This is a genomic window from Citrobacter sp. Cu233, from assembly GCF_030332225.1.
Classification (GTDB): Bacteria; Pseudomonadota; Gammaproteobacteria; order Enterobacterales; family Enterobacteriaceae; genus Citrobacter.
The window spans coordinates 20,899-38,796 of the sequence record NZ_JAOWIF010000030.1; the positions used below are offsets into that span (position 1 = coordinate 20,899).

At 48.4% G+C, this 17,898-nt stretch carries 19 protein-coding genes and 2 pseudogenes; 11 read left to right on the plus strand and 10 right to left on the minus strand.

Annotation, left to right across the window (positions count from 1 at the left end; all coding sequences use genetic code 11):
* Positions 1-801: 801 nt before the first annotated feature.
* Positions 802-912, minus strand: a pseudogene (locus OGX95_RS06185) (SOS response-associated peptidase); the annotation flags it as partial.
* 276 nt (positions 913-1,188) lie between these two features.
* Here OGX95_RS06185 and OGX95_RS06190 point away from each other — a divergent pair.
* On the plus strand, positions 1,189-1,770 hold the full coding sequence (locus tag OGX95_RS06190) for a YrbL family protein (protein ID WP_286628765.1): 582 nt from the start codon (positions 1,189-1,191) through the stop codon (positions 1,768-1,770).
* A 129-nt stretch (positions 1,771-1,899) separates the two neighbouring features.
* On the opposite strand, the gene OGX95_RS06195 is transcribed toward OGX95_RS06190, so the two are convergent.
* Positions 1,900-2,463, minus strand: coding sequence for a MarR family winged helix-turn-helix transcriptional regulator (locus OGX95_RS06195; protein ID WP_286628767.1), 564 nt, complete (start codon positions 2,461-2,463; stop codon positions 1,900-1,902).
* 115 nt (positions 2,464-2,578) lie between these two features.
* Between OGX95_RS06195 and OGX95_RS06200 the strand changes: the two genes are divergently transcribed.
* Positions 2,579-2,809: a glutaredoxin family protein gene (locus tag OGX95_RS06200; protein ID WP_286628769.1), complete on the plus strand. Its 231-nt coding sequence runs from the start codon at positions 2,579-2,581 to the stop codon at positions 2,807-2,809.
* Positions 2,810-2,877: 68 nt separating this feature from the next.
* A complete protein-coding gene (locus OGX95_RS06205; protein WP_040231149.1) occupies positions 2,878-3,147 on the plus strand; it encodes a Rho-binding antiterminator in 270 nt (89 codons plus the stop codon).
* A gap of 28 nt (positions 3,148-3,175) precedes the next feature.
* Here OGX95_RS06205 and OGX95_RS06210 read toward each other — a convergent pair whose 3' ends face one another.
* Positions 3,176-3,946, minus strand: a complete 771-nt coding sequence (locus OGX95_RS06210; RefSeq protein WP_286628771.1) for a DeoR/GlpR family DNA-binding transcription regulator — start codon at positions 3,944-3,946, stop codon at positions 3,176-3,178.
* Between the two features lie 119 nt (positions 3,947-4,065).
* On the opposite strand from OGX95_RS06210, the gene OGX95_RS06215 reads away from it, so the two are divergent.
* Positions 4,066-4,449 carry a VOC family protein gene (locus OGX95_RS06215; protein WP_286628772.1) on the plus strand — a complete coding sequence of 128 codons (384 nt, stop codon included), beginning with the start codon at positions 4,066-4,068 and terminating at the stop codon, positions 4,447-4,449.
* Between the two features lie 8 nt (positions 4,450-4,457).
* On the opposite strand, the gene OGX95_RS06220 is transcribed toward OGX95_RS06215, so the two are convergent.
* Entirely contained in the window at positions 4,458-5,369 is a 912-nt protein-coding gene (locus OGX95_RS06220; RefSeq protein WP_286628774.1) for a LysR family transcriptional regulator, read from the minus strand.
* A 176-nt stretch (positions 5,370-5,545) separates the two neighbouring features.
* Here OGX95_RS06220 and OGX95_RS06225 point away from each other — a divergent pair, with 176 nt between their 5' ends.
* The 4 genes and pseudogenes from OGX95_RS06225 (at position 5,546) to OGX95_RS06240 (ending at position 8,696) form a co-directional block, all read left to right on the plus strand.
* Positions 5,546-6,388 carry an SDR family oxidoreductase gene (locus OGX95_RS06225; RefSeq protein WP_286628775.1) on the plus strand — a complete coding sequence of 281 codons (843 nt, stop codon included), beginning with the start codon at positions 5,546-5,548 and terminating at the stop codon, positions 6,386-6,388.
* Positions 6,389-6,731: 343 nt separating this feature from the next.
* A pseudogene (locus OGX95_RS22985) lies at positions 6,732-7,088 on the plus strand (carboxymuconolactone decarboxylase family protein); the annotation flags it as partial.
* Positions 7,089-7,193: 105 nt separating this feature from the next.
* Positions 7,194-7,601, plus strand: coding sequence for a cupin domain-containing protein (locus OGX95_RS06235; RefSeq protein WP_286628819.1), 408 nt, complete (start codon positions 7,194-7,196; stop codon positions 7,599-7,601).
* 42 nt (positions 7,602-7,643) lie between these two features.
* Complete coding sequence (locus OGX95_RS06240; RefSeq protein WP_286628776.1) at positions 7,644-8,696, plus strand: NAD(P)-dependent alcohol dehydrogenase; 1,053 nt, start codon at positions 7,644-7,646, stop codon at positions 8,694-8,696.
* Positions 8,697-8,733: 37 nt separating this feature from the next.
* Here OGX95_RS06240 and OGX95_RS06245 read toward each other — a convergent pair whose 3' ends face one another.
* The gene (locus tag OGX95_RS06245) at positions 8,734-9,765 is read right to left on the minus strand and encodes a mechanosensitive ion channel family protein (RefSeq protein WP_286628777.1); all 1,032 of its coding nucleotides are present in this window, start codon (positions 9,763-9,765) and stop codon (positions 8,734-8,736) included.
* A gap of 245 nt (positions 9,766-10,010) precedes the next feature.
* Between OGX95_RS06245 and OGX95_RS06250 the strand changes: the two genes are divergently transcribed.
* A complete protein-coding gene (locus tag OGX95_RS06250; RefSeq protein WP_048211538.1) occupies positions 10,011-10,271 on the plus strand; it encodes a DUF2534 family protein in 261 nt (86 codons plus the stop codon).
* A gap of 48 nt (positions 10,272-10,319) precedes the next feature.
* Here the strand turns inward: OGX95_RS06250 and uspE are convergent, their stop codons facing one another.
* Positions 10,320-11,270 (minus strand): universal stress protein UspE, encoded by a 951-nt coding sequence (gene uspE / locus OGX95_RS06255; RefSeq protein WP_286628778.1) that lies wholly within the window; start codon positions 11,268-11,270, stop codon positions 10,320-10,322.
* Between the two features lie 278 nt (positions 11,271-11,548).
* On the opposite strand from uspE, the gene OGX95_RS06260 reads away from it, so the two are divergent.
* Entirely contained in the window at positions 11,549-11,788 is a 240-nt protein-coding gene (locus OGX95_RS06260) for a hypothetical protein (RefSeq protein WP_286628779.1), read from the plus strand.
* A 109-nt stretch (positions 11,789-11,897) separates the two neighbouring features.
* On the opposite strand, the gene fnr is transcribed toward OGX95_RS06260, so the two are convergent.
* The gene (fnr, locus tag OGX95_RS06265; RefSeq protein ID WP_003020397.1) at positions 11,898-12,650 is read right to left on the minus strand and encodes a fumarate/nitrate reduction transcriptional regulator Fnr; all 753 of its coding nucleotides are present in this window, start codon (positions 12,648-12,650) and stop codon (positions 11,898-11,900) included.
* Positions 12,651-12,844: 194 nt separating this feature from the next.
* The gene (gene ogt, locus OGX95_RS06270) at positions 12,845-13,360 is read right to left on the minus strand and encodes a methylated-DNA--[protein]-cysteine S-methyltransferase (protein ID WP_271441976.1); all 516 of its coding nucleotides are present in this window, start codon (positions 13,358-13,360) and stop codon (positions 12,845-12,847) included.
* A gap of 199 nt (positions 13,361-13,559) precedes the next feature.
* On the opposite strand from ogt, the gene smrA reads away from it, so the two are divergent.
* Positions 13,560-14,123: a DNA endonuclease SmrA gene (smrA, locus tag OGX95_RS06275; RefSeq protein ID WP_286628781.1), complete on the plus strand. Its 564-nt coding sequence runs from the start codon at positions 13,560-13,562 to the stop codon at positions 14,121-14,123.
* A 12-nt stretch (positions 14,124-14,135) separates the two neighbouring features.
* Here the strand turns inward: smrA and OGX95_RS06280 are convergent, their stop codons facing one another.
* Positions 14,136-15,368, minus strand: a complete 1,233-nt coding sequence (locus OGX95_RS06280) for a GGDEF domain-containing protein (protein ID WP_286628782.1) — start codon at positions 15,366-15,368, stop codon at positions 14,136-14,138.
* Positions 15,369-15,435: 67 nt separating this feature from the next.
* The gene (locus tag OGX95_RS06285) at positions 15,436-17,550 is read right to left on the minus strand and encodes a putative bifunctional diguanylate cyclase/phosphodiesterase (RefSeq protein ID WP_286628783.1); all 2,115 of its coding nucleotides are present in this window, start codon (positions 17,548-17,550) and stop codon (positions 15,436-15,438) included.
* Between the last annotated feature and the right edge of the window lie 348 nt (positions 17,551-17,898).

Here is a 17,898-nt window from a genome sequence, read left to right on the forward strand (position 1 = left end):
CACTTTGCAAGAGATTTCTACTATCTACAGTGGTGCCATTGTCTGTTGAATAAACGGGTTTCTCTCCGGGGAAACCTTATGTAATCGGCATTGTAGCTTAACCGGACCCCAGCTATCGTAACGTTAGTATCTGTGCCAGACATATACTTTAACCTGTCTCTTCTCTGGGGGGAGGGTATTTCCTGGTGTTTCAGGGGCCTGCATTATATTGCTAAACAGCAGGGAAAAGCTGTATATTTCGCATGGTTGACATGCTCTGACTTGTAAGTGCAGTTACTCGCTTATAAACAAAGGATTATGGATGTTTTTGATTACTATCTGTTACGCGCTTTTCGTTTTGTGTCTTTTTGCAACATTGTATGTCCTGATGACATATGAACAACCGGGAAAATTGCATAACTGGGAAATTATAGTATTAATATTTATTTCTACATTCTGGCTTCCTGAACTGATTATTCTGGTTGTCTCTTTTGCGCTTCTGGGACCAATGCTTTTGGGGATCAGGCATCTGCGCCGGCAGAGTGTTTCCGCCTGAATCATAGGTACCTTAACCTTACCTTGTACAAACGATGCCCGGCATCTAAACGATAAATTAGGGTCGTGCAGGAGATCCATTTTAATTGTCCGGGTGTCGTTTCCTGGCGCACGACGGAGAGAATGCAGGTAACGATTATAGTCGTGAATTAGTATGAAATATATCCATAGAGACTTTTCCTTGCCGTGTTTCATCTGGTTATCTGACGCAATTTAGTTTGGTTCTCTGATTTTTATATTCTTGCCTGTATGTGTTACGACCTGTCATATCAATTTTGCTGCTGGCACGAAACCATCGTCTGCAATCTCCTCGGCTTCTTTCCCTCCAACATCCAGCTTCATCCATTCGCGCGCGGCCTCTGGCGGCAGCCCCATAGGTCACGGTAAATGACGCTCAGTTGAATACCTTCCTCTGTTTACCTTCGTTAACAACATCAAAAAATAAAGCTCCTCCAACAGTATCTCCAGACGTTCAATCTGCTGCTCATCCCACTGTTACTTTGCTTCAGTGCGTCACAACAAACGTTGTTTATTGGGTGAATTTGCAATCTGTTTAACAACTATTGAAATAGATAGATACACAATATTTTTTGGCTGAGGCAACTCTTCGTTGAGGCAACTCCATTTCACGTAGGGTAAAAATAAAAAAACATTATGAAGCAAGTACTTATATTGAAAGATGAAGACTTACTGGCACGAGGTAACGATCGCTACGTCTTCCAGCATCCACAGGATTGTAAACTGCTGGTTAAAATCGTGATTCCAGGCATCGCGAAGTATAAAAGCAAGCTACGTGAGGTCTACCGGGACATCAAAGAATGTAAGTTGAGTCACCAAACCGACGCATTTTATATGCAAAAAATTGAAGGACTGGTTGAAACAAATAAGGGCATAGGACAACTCACTGTGAAGGAGTGTGATGAGCATGGCCACATTGCTCAAACTCTTTATCAACTTGCTCTGAACAAAGAACTTGATGCCAGCAAATTGCAGAAGTTGAATGTTTTTTTAGCGTGGTTTGTCAGTACCGGTGTCATTATTAACTCCCTACATTGTAAAAACATCGTCTACGCCTGGGATGCCGCGCGCCAGGAATATTGCTTTAAAGTCATTGATGGTTTTGGTGACAAAACATTTTTTCAGCTCAGTAAGTTTTCAGCGGCAATACGCGATAAGAATAAAATCAAATGCCTCAAGCGGATGCTAAGGGATCTGAACCACCTGCAACATACGTAATCCGCAGAAATGTTGACGATATGGCGTAGGAACTCGGTTACCATGATGTCGACGCGTCAAATGCCTGGCGCGAGTGGTTATCCTGGAAAGCGGCAACCCGACCACATTGAAGACACTCATCAGAGAAGATTATACGTCCGGGGGCTGATGCTCCCGACAAATTAACGTCGAGTCATCCTCGCTCAGCGGTTCTTTCGTTAAATCACAAAAACCTCGACCATTTACTTTTTGGTGGAACCGGCAGCTCTGGCAAAGACCAAATCCCGGCACATTACTGGTGCGCTGAATGTCTCGCAGCAGTTCGAAAAGTAGCTCCTTGAGTAAACCCGCGCGTTCACCCATCGCAGATTCTCCCGCCACCAAAAATGAGGGGGGAAGTAGGGCATCCAGCAGATTTTTGGCCGACTCGGTGAGCTGCAGATGAACGCTACGCTTATCCCTGTCATCCTGCGTTCGTACCACCAGTCCTTTTGATTCCAACAACTTTAGCGATTGTGACACCGTTCCTTTGGTGAGGCCGAGGTAGTCCGTCACGGCGAGAGGCGTATTGGAGTAGCGATTACAGCGTGCGAGATACATCAACGCACTGAGCTGTACTGGCTGAAGATCCGCCAGTAAAGGATGCTGGCGAAACCACATCCGCGTCAGACCAGACAGCCGGTCCAGTACGTCAAAAAGTGACATGTCATGCATAACAAAATCCTCCTCGACATATAGTATCGACTAAAAACTATATTGACAAAGCATAAAACTGGCGTAGCATAAATTATAGTATCGAATCGATACTATAATTTAAAGGAGATATATCATGACCAAAGCCCGTTTTTATCATGCTGGTTGCCCGGTTTGCGTTTCCGCAGAAGAAACACTGCTGCAGTATCTGTCCCGCGATGTGGAAATCGACGTTATTCATTTGGGAGAACAACCTGATCGTGTTGCAGAGGCGGAGCGAATCGGAGTGAAGTCTGTTCCTGCACTGGTGATCGACGGCAATGTGTTGCATATCAACTTTGGCGCACCTATTGAAGCGCTGAAATAGCGGCGCATGTTCGGGAAGTCGCGTGAGCTATTTCCCGAACCGGCGTGGACATTGGAAAGGGGGCATTTATGTGTGCTGCAGAAAAGTACCATCCCGTAGATTGCGATCTGCATGACTATCTGGAGATTGCCTGTCTTTATCACTATTTGCTGCGCATTGAACTGACCACCGGGGAACACTTTGATGCCAGGGCTGTGACGACATGTACCACAGCAGACAAAGAGGAATTCTTGCTTGTGGAGTGCCATGAACACCATCACAGAATTCGCCTGGACTATCTGTCAGCCATTACCCCATTGACGGCTGGTGCCACTTTTAGCACCGTGATATTCCGTTGAATCTGTACGTAAAAGGACTGCGCCACCGTTATACGGTGTAAATGCGGATGTCATGCGCCTGAAAAGCGGTGCCATACTGTTTGCTGATGTTTTCCTCCACGACAATGACATCAATATTACTGCTGGCGGTGACAACATAACGTGCGACGGCAGGGATCTTATCCGCAGTCAGTGCGACGATAGTTTCGTTACACTGCTTAATTACTGCTTTTTTAAACTCACAATCGGCGTAATCAAACCCGGTTAGTCCGGACTCCGGTGCCATTGCACAACCACCAATAAAACCTTGATCAAATAAAATATCCTGTACCTGGGCAATGGCAGTCGGACCTACGCACCCACCGGACGATCGCTGCACTGGCCCACCTAACATGATGACCTCGAATAGCGGTTTTTTCAGCAGTACGGCGGCAATATCAGGTGAATTTGTCACGGCGGTTAATGCCAGCTCAGCGGGAAGGGCTTCAGCCATTGCCAGGTTGGTTGTTCCTGTGTCGATAAAAATACAGCTACCGGATTTCACTAGCCGGGCGCATCTTTGCGCGATGCTGCTCTTTTTCGCTGTATTAATATTCTTGCGTACTGCGATGTCAGCTGACTCTGGTAGTGAAATTACAGCTCCGCCATAGACTTTCTTGCATACACCTTCTTTACACAACTCATGTAAATCACGGCGGATTGTATGTTCTGACACCCCCAAACGGGCGGCCAGTTCAGTACAGATCACTCTGCCGTTTTCCTGCAGGATCTGATAGATAAGCGCCTGGCGTTGATCCGGGAATGCAGCGTAATCGAGCATGATAACTCCATAAAAATAAACATCGAGCAATAACGTGCATAATCGTGCATTATAATGCAGGATGTCAATATCCCTTAGCGGGGGCGTACTGTTCAGAATAAAACGATTAGAGGATTGCGATGAAAATTGCACACATGGCGTTATGGACCCGGGATCTTGAGCGACAAGCCCGGTTCTGGGTGTCGTTTTTTGATGGTGTGATAAACGAAAAATACTGCAGCAAAACCAATCCCGGGTTTGAATCTTATTTCGTCAACATTGGTGAGGACATTGCGATTGAGTTAATGACCAAACCGGGGCTGACCCACCCTGTACCTGACAATAACACTTCAGGGTGGGTGCATCTTGCTATCTCTGTCGGTGGTACGGGGCATGTTGATGCTCTGGCGATACGCGCAAAAGAGCAGGGCATTCTGGTCTCCGGACCACGAACCACCGGTGACGGGTATTACGAGGCCGTAATTCAGGACCCCGACGGTAATTTAATCGAGATTGTAGCGTAATACGTAGATTAGGCCGGATGACAAAACTGCCCGCGCAGGATCTGTGTTAGAAGTTCAAATACCAGCCTTACTCTGGCCGGTAGCAGCGGGAGATGTGGCCGAAAAATATAGAGTTGCCAGGGCTGATAGTTAAGTTCTGGCAGCAGGTTAACCAGTTCACCATTTTGCAAATAAGGCCGGGCAGAGATATCTGCCAACTGCCCAACCGTTCTTCCCGCCAGGGTGGCGGCCAGTTCGCTCTCAATATCGGAAGCGATAAACACCGGGTTTGCCGGAAAGAAACTGTTGCCATCGGCAAACTGCCATGGCCAGACGCGCCCTGAATTACTGTTGGTCAGGGCACTGAGCGGGTAGTTATGTTGCAAATCCTGGCGGTTCTTTGGCTTGCCCATTTTTTCAACTAAGTGGGGCGATGCAACGATATTGACACCTACCGGGCAGATTGTTTTAACGATATAACGGTTATCCGGGACGGTGCCAATACGAATACCCATGTCGATCTGCTCGTCAATAATATTCAGATGTCTGCCGGTATTGTGCCACTCGATGCTGATTTCCGGATAACCGGCGAGGCCGTGCAGCAACTGGCGAATAATCTCACCGTTTTCGAATAGCGGGGGGAGGGTAATACGTACTTTGCCCGCTATCTCCTGCGGGTTGTGACGTTTACCTTCTGAGAATAGCGCTTCGCTTTCTGCCAGCAGACGCTCTGCTTTTGGCCAGAACTGCTGACCAAAAGGCGTCAACTTCATCTGCCGTGTATTGCGCAGAAACAACATTTCTCCAAGACTTTGTTCCAGCTCAGCAATACCTCGAGTGATTTGTTGGGGGGCCAGGCCGAGAGTTGCGGCAGCCTCTCTGAACTTCAGCGTTTCGGCTGCCGTACAAAATATCTTTAATGTGTCGAGTTTATCCAGCATACCGGGGGCACTTTTACGGGAAGATTATTTCGTCATTATATCAATATCTGGAATTCTGAAAGCATAAATGGTTCATATACGAGTGATAATTATGGCGTAATAATTATCTTCATTGAGATTCAGGGGGGCGTAATACCCCGGATGCATAACACTAAACACAATGAACAGGAGAGGATATGGTGCAACGTACATGGCTAATCACCGGCGTCAGCAGTGGGTTTGGTCGCGAGATGGCGCAGCAACTTCTTGAACGTGGTGAACGCGTGGTGGGAACCGTACGCGATCGCGCTAAAGTTAGCGATCTCCTGAGTCGCTGGCCCGTGACATTTGATGCACCGCAAGTGGATGTGACGGATAGTACTGCACTGCGCCACACAGTGGATAGTGCCTGGCAGCGCTATGGACGAGTTGATGCGGTCATCAGTAATGCGGGATACGGCTTGTTTGGTGCTGCGGAGGAATTGAGTGACGATCAGGTCCGCCAGATGCTTGAGACAAATCTGTTGGGATCAATTCAGTTAATCCGCTGTGCGTTGCCACATATGCGAAAACAAGGCGGTGGACGTATCATCCAGATCTCCTCTTATGGCGGACAGGTCGCATTTGCCGGAAACTCCCTGTATCACGCGACTAAATGGGGTATTGAAGGATTTGTCGAGTCGGTTGCCCAGGAAGTTGCTGCGTTTGATATCGGAATGACGATTGTTGAACCCGGCGGCGCACGGACTGAATTCCGTTATGGTAGTGCCCAGATTGCCACACTGATGCCGGAATATGACGCGACACCTGCGCACAGTTTTCTGAAAATGCTTGATCCTGTGAATGGGCTTGCGCCTGGCGATCCGGCGCGTATGGCAGCGCAAATCATTGCCAGCGCCGACCTTATTCCTGCGCCATTGCGTATGGTTCTGGGTTCGCAGGCGCTGCTAAGTACGCTCTCGGTGCTGCGTCAACGCGTCGCTGACTTTGAGACCCAGCATGCGCTTGCGGCATCAACGGATTTCCCCGTTGGTGAGTAGCACTTGCCGCAGCGCTATTCATGACTTGTCCTCATAAGTTTGTCCTTATTTAACCCTCTAATCGTCGATACGCTGAGCCTCTATAATTTTGTCGTTTTCAGCATCTGGCGGCAGAGACAGTCGCCTGTCCGGAGAATCGAACATGTCAAATCATTTGAATGCCAGACAGCTGGCAGTCGTCCCCATTGCAGCTTTCACCGCCACAGGACAGATAGATAAGCTGGAGGCCGCGCTTAATGCAAGGTTAGATGCAGGGCTAACCCTGAATGAAGTGAAAGAGATTTTACAGCAGCTTTACGCTTACTGTGGTTTTCCCCGTAGTCTGAATGGCCTGTCGTGCTTGATGTCGGTAGTGAATGGCCGTAAACAAAAAGGGATTGTGGATCCAGAAGGGGACTCCGCTACGCCGCAACCCGCTGACTGGAACAGCCTGCTGGCGGGAAGCCAAACGCAAACCCAACTGGTTGGACAGCCGGTTAGCGGACCGTTATTTGATTTTGCCCCTGCCATTGATACCTGGCTTAAAGCGCATCTGTTTGGCGATATTTTTCAGCGTGATGTGCTGGACTGGCCGACCCGTGAACTGGCAACCGTCTCTGCGTTAGCCGTACTGAGCGGCGTGAACAGCCAACTGAAAAGTCACTTTGCGATCAGCCTGAATGTTGGGTTCCGCCCTGAGCAACTTGTCGAGTTTATTACGCTACTTGAGCAGCACTGTGGTGCTGAGATTGCGGAAAATGCCCGTACAGTTCTTGATGAATGTGTTTCAGGAATACAGTCAGTTAATACCCCTGCAGGCGTCACGATGAACAAACAATTTGATGGCAACAGCGTCTTTCCCCGGGGAGAGAAAAATGAAGCCTACGCAAAGTATTTCACCGGGACCAGTTATCTGACCATGCTTTCAATGGAAGGCGTGGTGATTGGTAACGTGGCATTTGAACCTGGCTGCCGTAATTTTTGGCATATTCATCATCAGGGCGGTCAAATCCTGCTGGTGACTGGCGGCAGAGGCTGGTATCAGGCGTGGAATCAACCCGCGCGAGAACTGAAAACGGGGGATGTGGTTCATATTCCGGCGGGAGTGAAACACTGGCACGGTGCTGCTCGTGATAGTTGGTTTGCCCATATTGCGGTAGAAATCCCGGCAGCAGGCGCATCGAATGAATGGCTGGAGCCGGTCGCTGACGCCGAGTACAACCTGTTGCCCTGAGCTATGCTGGTTGAGGTGCACTTTATCCCTGAGGAGATCTGAATGGTCATGAATGTGAAGGGTTATGCCGCGCTGGCGGTGAAAGAAGATCTGGTCCCGCACAATTTTGTTCGCCGGGATCCGCGTGAAGATGATGTCGTCATTGATATTTTATTCAGTGGGGTGTGTCACTCCGACATCCACAGTGCCTACAATGACTGGGGTGGCGCTACATATCCGATGGTCCCCGGCCACGAAATAATTGGCCGTGTAGTGCATGTTGGGAAATTGGTAACAAAATTCGCGGTCGGCGATCTTGCCGGCGTGGGGTGTATGGTTGATTCATGTCAGCACTGTAGCGCCTGCGAGCAGGGTCTAGAGCAATATTGCGAAGAGGGGAACACCCTTACGTATAACGATACGGACCGTCATGACGGCCTGCCAACTTTCGGTGGCTATTCTGACAAGATTGTCGTGACCGAGAAATTCGTTGTGAGGGTGCCGGAAGGCATCGACTTACGTGGTGCGGCCCCGTTGTTGTGCGCCGGTATCACCACATGGTCGCCGTTACGTCACTGGCAGGTTGGGCCGGGGAGTAAAGTCGCTGTTGTTGGATTGGGTGGGCTGGGACACATGGCGATCAAGCTTGCTAAAGCATTGGGGGCTGAAGTTACGTTGTTCACGCGGTCGCCAGGCAAAGAAGCTGATGCCAGACGCCTGGGAGCCACTCATGTTGTGCTTTCAACAGACAGCGAGCAGATGAAAACTGCAGCGAATCAGTTTGACCTGATTATTGATACTGTTCCATACGTACATGATCTGAACCCGTATATTCCAACGCTGGCGCTTAGCGGAACGTTGGTGCTGGTTGGGTATCTGGGGCCGTTGGATCCGTTCCTGAATACGGTTCCGTTGATCCTCGGTAGAAGATCCGTTGCGGGTTCGGTCATTGGGGGGATTGCGGAAACTCAGGAGATGATGGATTTCTGCGGTCAGCATGGCATTACTGCCGATGTTGAGGTTATCAATATTCAGGATATTAATACCGCGTGGCAACGGATGTTGAAAAGCGATGTGAAATACCGCTTTGTCATTGATATCGCGTCACTCAAATAAATGCAAAAAGACGCGGATATCCGCGTCTTGGTTTTGGTTAGTGGGCAGAAGGTTGTGCCTCGGCGTTATCCATATACAACGTCTGACTGGGGAACGCAAAGTCAGCACCGTTTTCCTGAACTATTGTAATAATTTTCAGGTACACATCTTGTTGTACAGCAAGCCACTCCTGCCATACGGTGGTTTTCGTGAAGCAATACACCATGATATTCAGCGATGAATCGGCAAACTCATTAAAATAGACCAGCAGGGTTTGCTTTTGATCTATTCCGGGATGATTTTGCAGCATTTTTCTGACCGACTCGACAACTGCGCCAATTTTATCAGCATCTTCATAACGTAACCCGATCACCGTTTTTATTCGTCGATTACTCATCCGCCCCGGGTTTTCTACACTTATGGAAGAGAAAATTGAGTTCGGCACATATAACGGACGGTGGTCGAAGGTATTTATTTTGGTCATTCTCCAGCCAATTTCAGTCACCGTACCTTCGATATTTCGGTCCGGAGAGCGGATCCAGTCACCGATGCTAAACGGTCTGTCGAAGTAGAGCATAATGCCAGAGAAAAAATTGCTCAGGATATCTTTACCTGCCATACCGACAGCGATACCGCCGATGCCGCCGAACGTTAACAGCCCTGACAAGCTCATGCCGAAATGCTCGCCGTACAGCAAGATGATGGCGACGACGATCGTAATCTTAATGATGCGCGACATGATCCTCGCACTGGTGATATCTCTGCCCTTGTTAATCTGCGTTTTTTCAAACTGGTTGATGACCAGAAAGAGTTTTATCGTCAGGATCAACGCAATCAGCGAGGTACAGATAAAGTCGACCACGCTTGGGGAGATAAATTTCAGCTTATAACTATCGATGACGTTATTCGCAATAGTGCCAAACGTACCAATGATAATGGCATAAACAAAAAACTGTGCTGCATGGAATATGAATCCTTTGCAGTGTTTTTCACTACGATGAAACCAGACGCTCATCAGGACTAACGCTGCGCAGCTGCTGAGAATTACCGTTAAATTAAACGCATTATTTATAAAAAGTTCAGCGATCATGATTCTCCCTGGTAACTCCGTGTTAGCTAAATATCATCTGACATCCTTCATTAGCGGATATTTTACCCAGTTCAGGCTGTCAGATCATTAATCAAAAGGAGAGAGAAATAATACAATCAGCGTTATTTTCAGGCGAAGAGTGCGCATGTCAAGTCTGAACGTGGTGTATGTAGCAGACAGTGAGTTGATGTCATGGTATTGTTACTGCAAAGTAACACGGTTTTCATCTGCAAAAGGACGGTACTATGATCATGGCTAAGCTGAAGACAGCGAAGGGACGGAAGTTTCTGTTATGTCTGCTTGGGGTATTTATCATTGCGGCATCGGTTGTGACGCGCGCGACGATTGGTGGTGTCATTGAACAATATGACATTCCGCTTTCCGACTGGACAGCCTCGATGTATGCCATTCAATCCGCAATGATTTGCGTTTACAGTATGGTTTTTACTATTTTGCTGGCTATTCCGCTCGGTATCTATTTCCTCGGAGGCGAGGAGAAGCACTAAGTACATGTCATGCCGGATGACATCGCCATCCGGCATTTTGCTACAGGATTAATCGTCTTCTTCGTCGTCCAGCTCAATCGGGGTCTGGTACTGATCCGGTTTGATAACCAGCAGGTCGCAACGCAGATGGTCGATAACCTGTTCTGCGGTATTCCCCAGAAACGCAGCTGATATACCGGTGCGCCCAACGGTGCCGAGTACCACGATACCCGCCTGTAAATGCTCAGCTAAATCCGGGATGACCTCTTCAGGCAATCCTTTTTCAACGTGTGTAACTTTTTCATCAATACTGAATTTTTGGCGTAATGCCTTCATGGCCAGCAGATGTTGTCCACGGATGGCGTCGTTGTACACGCTGGGATCAAATTCAGGTAGCTCAATCGCAATGTTGATAGGCGTTACAGGATAGGCACCCACCAGGTGTACTTCGGTATGGTTAACCTGTTCTGCGAGCTGCAACGTTTCCTTGACCAGTTTTTCGTTGAGTGCATTGTGATATGCCTCTTCACTGGCGAGGTTTACCGCCACCAGTGCTTTACCACCTTCCGGCCACGGCTGATCTTTGACCATCCACACCGGGCTTGGACATTTACGCAATAAATGCCAGTCGGTTGGTGTGAAAATCACGGCTTCAAGGCGGTCGTGTTGGTGTGCCATTTTGAGCACCAGGTCATGCTTAGCACTGATAACTTCCTGGATGATGGCTTCGAAGGGACGGTTGTGCCAGACCACTTTAATATCAAGCGGGATCCCTGCTTCGATATAGTATTTCGCTTGTTCACGTATCCATGCCGTTCGCTGGCTGATGACCCCCTGACGCATTGCCGTACGCTCGTCCGGCGACAGCAGGGTGGTCATCTCGTAGGAAAAGTCATAGATCGGCAAAAAGGCTTTAATTTTGCCACCAATCCGTTGATGCAAATAAACAGCTCGCCGTAATGCTGGTTGATCGTCCTGGTTTGGATCGATGACTACCAGCATGTTTTGATACATAGCCATACAGGGTCTCCTTACAACTGTCACCGCAGTTTGTATTTAAAAGAGTAACCCAATAATGTCGATTGAAACAGGGGAGAACCTCTTGCCAGATCAATAAACTGGGGAAATCTCCAGCTTTTCCCCACATCCCGCTCAATTTAAACCATTTTCCGTTGTTTCTATTGTGCTTGCGCGCTGCACGGAAAAAGGTTGGGTGTGTGGACGTTTCAACTGCCCGGATAACGGGTTGACCTCTGTTGATGCGGGTGAGGAAGCCTGGGATACCCGGCGCGATAAAGATGCTCACCCAAATACGTTTTCCTGTGCCTGTCACCGTTGCTATTGATGTGCTGACTTCTGCTATCCTGCGCCATTATCCCGGCGGACAATATTGGATAATTTATAGAAGTAAACGCCTGACCATGGAATTGTCTGGTTATTTAATTGAATCACCTCAGAGGTTTTTTATGCTACCAGGCCGGAAAGCGTGTTTAACCGTAGTTATTGTGACAGCATTAATGATGGGGTATTTATATTGAGTACACTTAGAATATTTTATCTTTTAATTATGATCAGAGCAGAAGTGCCTTCTGCCAAACCATTAAATTGGGGTAATTTAGCAATTTGACAGAAGGTTAACTGAGAAGGTTACGCAACGTTACGCGTGTGTCCAGCAAGGACGGCCAGCGCGTCGCTATTCTCAATAGTGATATATTTACCTTTCACCGCCAGCATACCGCTTTTCTGGAAGCGACCGAGCAGGCGGCTGATGGTTTCAACCGTCAGACCGAGGTAATTACCGATATCACCACGGGTCATTGTCAGACGGAATTCGCGCGGAGAGAAGCCTCGCTGAGCAAAACGGCGGGACAGATTGTAGATAAAGGCCGCCAGGCGCTCTTCAGCATTTTTCTTCGACAACAGCAGGATCATGTCCTGGTCGCCTTTGATTTCGCCACTCATCAGGCGCATCATCTGTTGACGCAGGTTCGGCATTTTACCGGACAGGTCATCCAGGGTTTCGAAAGGAATTTCGCATACCATTGATGTTTCCAGCGCCTGGGCAAAGCTTGGGTGATGACCGCTGCCAATCGCGTCAAAACCAACCAGGTCGCCCGCCAAGTGGAAACCGGTGATTTGCTCATCGCCTTGTTCGGTAATGGTATAGCTTTTAATCGTTCCGGAACGGATAGCATAGAGTGACTTAAGTTCGTCACCTGCTTTAAAGAGCGTCTGCCCCTTTTGGATAGGCTTTTTGCGCTCGATGATGTTATCGAGCTGGTCAAGCTCATGCTCGTTAAGTGTGAACGGGATGCAAAGCTGGCTGATGCTGCAATCCTGGCAATGGATAGCACAACCGCCAGACTGAATGCGCCGTATAATTCGCTTTTCCGGGATCATAGGTCTGCTCAAGCCGTAATTGATATTTGTCAATTTTAACATCTTTTTGGGGAGCACGTAAGCCTGAGCTACTCCCAATAGAGAATAATTCAGGCATAAGCGAGTTGAATGTTTGTATCTATATGATTAACCGCACTTTATTTGTGGGCGTATTGTGTAGAAGTGTGATGAATAAGGCATTAATTGCCTGGATTCTAGAGTAGCAGATAGCCTTCATGGCGCAATAACCACTCTTTTCGCTGCACGCCACCCGCATATCCCGTCATTGTGCCATTCCGTCCAATCACGCGGTGGCACGGGACGACGATGCTGACAGGATTGGAACCATTAGCCGCGCCAACGGCTCTGGCGGCACCGGGGCGCCCCAGCTGTTCAGCCAGTTGTCCATAATGCATGACCTGCCCGCAGGGTATAGTACGCAACGCTTTCCAGACCTCGCGCTGGAAAGGGGTTCCCGCTGTTGCGGTTTCAAGCGTGTCTATAATGCTGAGATTTCCCGCAAAATACTCTGCCAGCTTATCGCTTAGCCCTCCGGGGTTTTTGGCAGCAATACGCTGATAACCCTCAGAACGATAATGAATATCCAGCAATTGCTCCATACGATCGCGATGTTGATCCCATTCAACCGCACGCAGGCGAAATTGCTCATCACAAATTACCCACAACGGGCCAAGGGGCGTTGCAATGATGTCTTCAAGTAAGTTCAGCATCCGTTTCTCTCATTACAGGCGGGGTTACACATTATCATGTCAGTGATAGTCGCATCTATACCCCCAAAAACGGATCTTAACTTGTGGGGGTAACGGAATGTCGAACGGTGCGTTATTGGAAATAACCGTAAACCGTTGTCGGTATAATAGTGCGCGGTTATGATAATGACCGTCGCAAGTAATCGCTGGAGGATGAAACATGAACCTTGATGACGCATCGCTGTTTCTTGACGCCATGGGGGATGTTCAACCACTGAAAGGATGCGCCGATGTTCACTGGCAGCCAACGCGTAATCTTCGTGCTCCGGCACGTATTGATACGCTGCAGCTGGATAACTTTCTCTCGACAGGTTTTCTGGATATCGTCCCGCTGAGCGTCCCGCTGGCGTTTCGTCGCGAAGGGGTACAGCATGGCGTGACTGACAAGCTGCGAACCGGGAAATATCCGCAACAAGCAAGCCTTAATCTTGTGCGACAGCCTGTTGAAATCTGCCGCCAGATGCTATTTAGCTTTATTTTACAGGCGCAGCAGGATGGGTTGCGCAACGTCCTGGTGATTCACGGTAAGGGGCGTGATGATAACTCTCATGCCAACATCGTTCGTAGCTACGTCGCGCGTTGGTTAACGGAGTTTGATGATGTGCAGGCCTTCTGCACCGCACTGCCGCACCATGGCGGCAGCGGGGCATGTTATGTGGCGCTACGTAAAACGGTACAGGCGAAACGGGATAACTGGGAGCGCCACGCTAAACGTAGTCGCTAGACAGGGCAGTCATCAGGCAGCCAACACTCTGTTTCTGCCTTCATTTTTGGCTTTGTACAATGCGTCGTCCACGCGCTTAAATAACTCATCAATACTTTCATTGGCTTCGTGTCGCGCCACACCAATACTGACGGTAAAGCGGGGAAGGCCAGGGAGGCTCACCTTGGCTACCGTCGCGCGTATGACTTCAGCGAGATTAAGGGCTGCATCTAAAGACGTTCGTGGCAAAAGCAGTACAAACTCTTCTCCCCCCCAACGAAAAACCAGATCGTCTTTTCTTGCACAAGATTCCAGGGTGCGTGACAGCGCGCAAAGTACATCATCCCCTTTTAAATGCCCGAAAAGATCGTTAATGCTTTTAAACCGATCGGTGTCGATTAGCAGCAAACTGTAATCCTGCGTTAACGATGTTGTGTGTGTCTGTTCTGGCTCAGTTATCTGATAAAAATGCCGCCGGTTGAGTAACCCGGTTAAAGCGTCATGCAAGGCGGCACGTTCCAGTTCCAGTTCCAGACGTTTTTGCTCGGTAATATCGTGAATAATGCACAGCATCAGCTTATTGCCGTAGATTTCGATAGGACCGGCATAGGTTTGTACGTGACGGGTGCTTCCATCAGCAAGTCTGTGGACAAAATGTAAAGGCTTATGGCCACCAGGTAGATGCGCAATTTTATGCATTACCGGCAATATGTGGCGCCCCAGCATATTGATTTCCCAGGTATGTTTCTGACACATCATGTCATGATCATAGCCATAGAAATTCAGGGCACTGAGGTTTGCATCCACAATCAATCCGTCGCGTGATGGATCGATAAGCAACATGGGGGCTGAGTTAGTCTGGAAAAAACGGGCATAGAATCCCTGTTTTTTCCGCTGATAGGTGGCTGAGCGACTGGCTTTCAGTCCTTGCGCTGTCGGTGTTTCAATGCCTTCATAGAGGATAACATCACCTATATCCTGAAGCGTTCTGATGGACAAACGACAGGCCAGCGCGATTTCCTCGCTTTCGCGGTAAACCGTGAGGATCTCCACTATGTCATGATGATTGCGCAAATCGCTGAGATACATAGGTAAATCATTTTGTGCGTGCGTGGAAAATGTGCCTTTTCTGAGAGGAGGGAAACACGGGGCCTGCATCAGTTCCCGAGCAACGGTATTGGCGAACACCAGTTCTTCGGTATGTGGCGAAACGATCCAGACCGGAATGGTTAATAAATCCAGTGAATGCAGCTCGTTTATGCTCATCGATAATCCCGTTATCTTCATATGCTGTGTTGCCGGTTTATTGGCGAATTTTTTTAATTATGCAATCTCACAATGTTATTGATTGTCGGTGAGACAATGGTTGTACCGTTGGTTTTACTTTTGTGGTGTTTTCAGTTTGTATCAATTCATAGATTTTATGTGCTGGCAGCGGTTTCGCATACAGGAAACCTTGCAGCACACCGCAGCCCATTTGGGTTAACAGCGTTTCCTGCTCCTGGGTCTCGATACCCTCCGCCACAACGCACATATTCATAGAGTGCGCTATGTCAATAATAGTAGACACGATTTTTGTATTTTTGCTGTTCTCACTAATATCTTTGACAAATATTCTGTCTATTTTTAATTCTCGCGCCGGAAGTGATTTCAGCATCAATATATTTGAATAACCGGTGCCAAAATCATCAATAGAAACGGTGATCCCCAAATCGGCAAACGCGTTCAGGACCTCCACGCTGCGTTTTAAGTTTTTAAGTGCCGTACTTTCAGTCAGTTCCAGCGTGAGATGTGCTGGTGAAAACTGATATTGCGCCAGGGTGTTGCAAACTATATCGACAATATCAGGTTGTTCAAACTGGGCCGGTGACAGATTAACGGCAAGAGTCCACTCTGTGTGGCCTTGTGACTTCCATTGATATAACTGACGGCATGACTGCTGGAGAACCCAGGTACCGACAGGAATAATCAGACCCGTTTCTTCAAGTGCGGGCAGGAATTCAGCCGGTAGCAAAATGCCGCGTTCAGGATGATGCCAGCGTAACAACGCTTCAAAACCCGTCAGAGAGTGATCCCCGGCGGTGTATTTAGGTTGATACCATAATTCGAATTGATTCCGCTCAAGCGCTTGTGACAGTTCCTGCAAGAACGTTGGTGGCGTATCAGCGATAGCCTCCATCTCTGGGGTATATATCGCCCAGCCGTTTCTGCCAGCCTGTTTGACATGATACATCGCAGTATCGGCTTTTACTTTTAGCTCATGTAACGTTGAGCCGTGTTCGGGATAAAGACTGCTTCCCGCGCTTAGCGAAACACGGATGGTATGTCCAAACAGTGTAAAAGGTTCTTTGACGGCGCTGGCAATGCCGCTCATCAGCACCGAAATTGCTTCCCGGTTGCTGTTTGGCACCAGCAGAATAAATTCATCACCGCCCAGCCGCGCCAGCGTCATTGTGTCATCAAGGCAGCTGTATATGCGTTGCGTGCTGGCGATAAGCAACTGATCGCCAATGTGATGGCCCCAGGTGTCGTTTACGATTTTGAATCGGTCAAGGTCGATAAAGACCAGGGCGAAGTGTTGTTGATGCAGTTTGGAATGACGCAGGCAGGTCTGTAAGCAGGCGTCTATTTGCGTTCGATTGGCAAGGCCGGTCAGCGCATCGAAGTGGACCTGGTGCTCAAGCTGGCAGTTCAGTTGATGCAGATTATCGGCCAGTCTTGAGGTGCGTAGCTGAGAATCTACCATCGAAATGACCAGCATAATACCCAGAATCACCAGCGTGACGGCGCAGACCCAGATAGAGAGTTCCAGTGTGCTCAGTCCATCGTGCGTAGTGTGTCCGAAATGAGTGAAGGTGGCCGCCCCCATCCCGGTGTAATGCATTGAGGCAATCGCCAGTGCCATTACCAGAGCGGCAATAAGTCGGTTTATTAATGCGCGTCGGGTATTTTGACGCAAATGAAAAGCTAACCACAGACCGATCCCTGACGCGATAATGGCAATGACCACGGAAAGCAAAATGAGTGAGAACTGCCAGTGGATAGCAACATGTTCAACGATTGCGACCATACCAACGTAGTGCATGGTTACAACACCGGTGCTTAATAGGCTTGTTGCAACAATAAGCCGCCTGGTCGAAAGCGTTTGACCTGATATTGCAATATTGATGGCAAGCGTCGCGGAAATGAGTGCGATCAAAAATGAAAATGCCGTGAGTGAAAAGTGATAATTAATCGGCATACTCATTTTCATGGCCAGCATGCCAATAAAATGCATCGACCAGATCCCCATCCCCAGCGTTGCCCCGCCAGATAAACGCCAGAAAGTCGATTCCCGACGACTGGAGATCGCCACTTTCCCTGCGCTATCGAGGGCAATAAACGAAGCAATGAATGCGACAACAAAGGAAATCCCAATCAGTACAGGGTCCCACGACACGTGCAACATCTTACTACCCATCGATAAAAAACCGTGATGATAAATCTAGCAGATTCTGTCCAGTTAACCTGGTAAAACCAGACGCGTTGTTATTTTCCTGTCAACAGTATTAGTCTGAGTCGCTATAACAGTGGAATATGTGATGCTCGCTTATGAAAACATTCACCATATTTATGATTTGGCGTATTTTTGTTCACGTTGGGCACTGAGTGACAATAGTCTGGCAACTGGCGTGAACGCCAGGTTATGCAGGATAAACAACCAGACTAATGTAAACTGGTGGTGTGATAGAGTGCCTTAAGTGAAAAGGCGACATGCTCTCATTAAAAGTGGAACTTTCGGTATCGCGGAATGGCA

Bases quoted from the DNA above. Each gene is read 5' to 3' on its own strand.
- OGX95_RS06250 (WP_048211538.1), top strand. From the start codon at position 10,011: ATGATCATGGCTAAGCTGAAGACAGCGAAGGGACGGAAGTTTCTGTTA.
- OGX95_RS06195 (WP_286628767.1), bottom strand. From the start codon at position 2,463: ATGCATGACATGTCACTTTTTGACGTACTGGACCGGCTGTCTGGTCTG.
- OGX95_RS06200 (WP_286628769.1), top strand. From the start codon at position 2,579: ATGACCAAAGCCCGTTTTTATCATGCTGGTTGCCCGGTTTGCGTTTCC.
- OGX95_RS06205 (WP_040231149.1), top strand. From the start codon at position 2,878: ATGTGTGCTGCAGAAAAGTACCATCCCGTAGATTGCGATCTGCATGAC.
- OGX95_RS06245 (WP_286628777.1), bottom strand. From the start codon at position 9,765: ATGATCGCTGAACTTTTTATAAATAATGCGTTTAATTTAACGGTAATT.
- OGX95_RS06240 (WP_286628776.1), top strand. From the start codon at position 7,644: ATGGTCATGAATGTGAAGGGTTATGCCGCGCTGGCGGTGAAAGAAGAT.
- fnr (WP_003020397.1), bottom strand. From the start codon at position 12,650: ATGATCCCGGAAAAGCGAATTATACGGCGCATTCAGTCTGGCGGTTGT.
- smrA (WP_286628781.1), top strand. From the start codon at position 13,560: ATGAACCTTGATGACGCATCGCTGTTTCTTGACGCCATGGGGGATGTT.
- OGX95_RS06215 (WP_286628772.1), top strand. From the start codon at position 4,066: ATGAAAATTGCACACATGGCGTTATGGACCCGGGATCTTGAGCGACAA.
- OGX95_RS06260 (WP_286628779.1), top strand. From the start codon at position 11,549: ATGCTCACCCAAATACGTTTTCCTGTGCCTGTCACCGTTGCTATTGAT.
- OGX95_RS06210 (WP_286628771.1), bottom strand. From the start codon at position 3,946: ATGCTCGATTACGCTGCATTCCCGGATCAACGCCAGGCGCTTATCTAT.
- ogt (WP_271441976.1), bottom strand. From the start codon at position 13,360: ATGCTGAACTTACTTGAAGACATCATTGCAACGCCCCTTGGCCCGTTG.
- OGX95_RS06220 (WP_286628774.1), bottom strand. From the start codon at position 5,369: ATGCTGGATAAACTCGACACATTAAAGATATTTTGTACGGCAGCCGAA.
- OGX95_RS06190 (WP_286628765.1), top strand. From the start codon at position 1,189: ATGAAGCAAGTACTTATATTGAAAGATGAAGACTTACTGGCACGAGGT.
- OGX95_RS06285 (WP_286628783.1), bottom strand. From the start codon at position 17,550: ATGTTGCACGTGTCGTGGGACCCTGTACTGATTGGGATTTCCTTTGTT.
- OGX95_RS06225 (WP_286628775.1), top strand. From the start codon at position 5,546: ATGGTGCAACGTACATGGCTAATCACCGGCGTCAGCAGTGGGTTTGGT.
- uspE (WP_286628778.1), bottom strand. From the start codon at position 11,270: ATGGCTATGTATCAAAACATGCTGGTAGTCATCGATCCAAACCAGGAC.
- OGX95_RS06235 (WP_286628819.1), top strand. From the start codon at position 7,194: ATGAACAAACAATTTGATGGCAACAGCGTCTTTCCCCGGGGAGAGAAA.
- OGX95_RS06280 (WP_286628782.1), bottom strand. From the start codon at position 15,368: ATGAGCATAAACGAGCTGCATTCACTGGATTTATTAACCATTCCGGTC.